The sequence below is a fragment of the Frankia sp. CeD genome, from assembly GCF_000732115.1.
GTDB lineage: Bacteria > Actinomycetota > Actinomycetes > Frankiales > Frankiaceae > Frankia > Frankia casuarinae.
This window is the reverse complement of the sequence record NZ_JPGU01000109.1, coordinates 1-2167: the sequence shown is the minus strand read 5'-3', so window position 1 is coordinate 2167 and position 2167 is coordinate 1. Positions and strand designations below refer to the sequence as shown.

2 protein-coding genes and 1 pseudogene are annotated in these 2167 nt (G+C 62.9%); 2 read left to right on the top strand and 1 reads right to left on the bottom strand.

Translation table 11 applies throughout. The features are described 5' to 3' along the window. A pseudogene (locus tag CED_RS21145) lies at window positions 1–262 on the top strand (IS66 family transposase); the annotation flags it as partial. 641 nt (window positions 263–903) lie between these two features. Here CED_RS21145 and CED_RS21135 read toward each other — a convergent pair. Then, on the bottom strand, window positions 904–1269 hold the full coding sequence (locus CED_RS21135; RefSeq protein ID WP_011436947.1) for a hypothetical protein: 366 nt from the start codon (window positions 1267–1269) through the stop codon (window positions 904–906). A gap of 302 nt (window positions 1270–1571) precedes the next feature. Between CED_RS21135 and CED_RS21130 the strand changes: the two genes are divergently transcribed. Further along, window positions 1572–2003: an NUDIX domain-containing protein gene (locus tag CED_RS21130; protein WP_011436946.1), complete on the top strand. Its 432-nt coding sequence runs from the start codon at window positions 1572–1574 to the stop codon at window positions 2001–2003. Window positions 2004–2167 lie beyond the last annotated feature (164 nt).

Here is a 2167-nt window from a genome sequence, read left to right as displayed (position 1 = left end):
GAACTACTACGGCGCACACGCTGAGTGGGCCGCGCACCTCGCCGCCCGGGTCTGGACCATCGTCGCCACCGCGGAGCGTAACGGCCGTGAACCCCTCGCGTTCCTGACCGGCTACCTGAACGCCTGCGCCACAGCCGGCGGGAAAGCACCCGCCGGCCCCGCCCTCGAACCCTTCCTCACCTGGCAGACCACCACCCAGACCGGCAGCCCTCCCAGCACCGACCCACCCCAGGACGGCCCACCCGACGGGCCCGAGCCCTAACCCCACCCACAAGCCGAAAACCACCCGACCGGCAACACCGGCCGGGCCTTCGGCCCGCCCACCCACGCCATCACCGAACTCTTACGGCAGGATAAACGCAAACGGCATGGTATCGGACGTCAGGTTCTTTACGTCCGTCACGTTGTTTTCGATGCTCTCGTGACTTTGCTCGAAATTCAAGCCGTCGTCTTCGCTTTCGGTGGTCAATCCCGTTATCAGCCCATCCCAGCGGCCACCAATACACCACCAGTCCCATTTACTTTTCGGGTTGTAGGTGCTGGGGTACGTTCCAGAACCCTGGCAGTTGTCGCAATCGGGGTCTGGCTTTATGGTCAGCCNTGCGAGCGCCTGTTTCTCTGCCTCCCTCAAGGGCTGGGTGCGCTTGAGCCATGCTTCTTCGGAGTGATCTTCGCGCGGACGCTCGTGGAATGTGTTGCGTAACATCTCCCACGTCAGGCCGGTCTTCTCCGTCGCGATCTCAGAAGCCATATTGTCCGCCCGCCTGGTTCCGCATCCGCAAGGTCTGTTGTAGGCGTCCACCACTATATCTTCGTCGTACGGCTCCATGACCTCGTGTAGGTAGCTTTCCGCATCCTCGGTTTCGATATGGTCGGGGAGAATGACGCCAAGCAGAAAGTGGCTCATAGCGCCACCTCCGCCATTTCCTCGGCCAGCCGCAATAGGGCGGGGTTGGAATTCTCGTCGATGGAGCGGGACGCGCCGTCGAACCAGTCCAGGAAGTGGAACGTGGCGGCCACTACCTGGCCGTTGTCCACCTCCGCATCCATATGCGCTGAGGGGCCACCCCAAAAGAACTCCACCCGCACGAGCCGCCGCGCCGACACCGCCAGCGGCTCCAGTTCCTCGTGTAGCTCCTCCTCGCGGGCGTCGTCGTTTGCCCGTTGCGCCTTCTCCAGGCGTTTGTATCTTCTCCTGTACCAGCGCTCCAGGCTCAAAAGCTGGGCGTCAATACGGTTTTCGCATGTTGCATTTCGATCATCGGACATGGTTGGTTCCTCCATGCCCGGCTCTAGCAATATCAGGTTGTCAAGGTGTAATCAGCCGGTGGCACACTGTTCAGGGCGGGCGCACCAGCGGGACGGGCGCGGTGCCAGGGTGGTGCAACTTCGCTGTACTTCTTTCAAGCGTGTAGCCGGAGCACGGGAGGGGCGTAGGGCAGGGGCGTGCGTCAGAGATCACCTGAGGGAGCGCCACGGAAAACGCCGGTGCCGCGGATTACTAATGAGCGGCTTTCCCGCTAAAATAGACAACAGCCCCAGCAGCGCACCAGATCAAAGGAGATCGGCCCATGCCTGCTCGCCATCAGGTTACTACTGATGTTCATCTAATCTTGCTCCGAAACAACGAAGCCCTGTTCGGCCGTCGCCAGAACACCGGCTACGAGGACGGTGCGTACCACCTGCCCTCCGGCCACCTGGAGGCGGGAGAGTCCGTGGTCACGGCCCTCATTCGGGAGGCCAAAGAGGAAATCGGGGTGACGATCCAGCCGGAGGCGGTGGAGTTCGCGCACATCATGCACAACTCTTCCGGCGGCGGCCGGGCCGCCTTCTTCTTCATCGTCCGGGAGTGGGACGGCGAACCGGTGAACCGGGAGCCGGAGAAGTGCAGCGAACTGGCCTGGTTCCCACTGGATGCCCTGCCGGACCACATGATCGCCTACTGCCGGGCGGCGCTGGAAGACATCGCCGCGGGCCGGTCCTTCTCCGTCTTCGGCTGGTAGCCGTGGCCGGGCCACACCCGGGGCCGGTGGTCTGCGTCAGCTACCTGGCCGCCGCCTCTCTCTGGACAGTGAGCCTTTCCCGGTAACGATTCGTCACGTGACGTGATCGCAATGGTGTGTTGGTGTGTTGGGTGTCAGGCGGTTCTGCGGTGCTCGGTGTGGAG

Coding starts and splice junctions, on each gene's coding strand:
- CED_RS21135 (WP_011436947.1), bottom strand. CDS start 1,269: ATGTCCGATGATCGAAATGCAACATGCGAAAACCGTATTGACGCCCAG.
- CED_RS21130 (WP_011436946.1), top strand. CDS start 1,572: ATGCCTGCTCGCCATCAGGTTACTACTGATGTTCATCTAATCTTGCTC.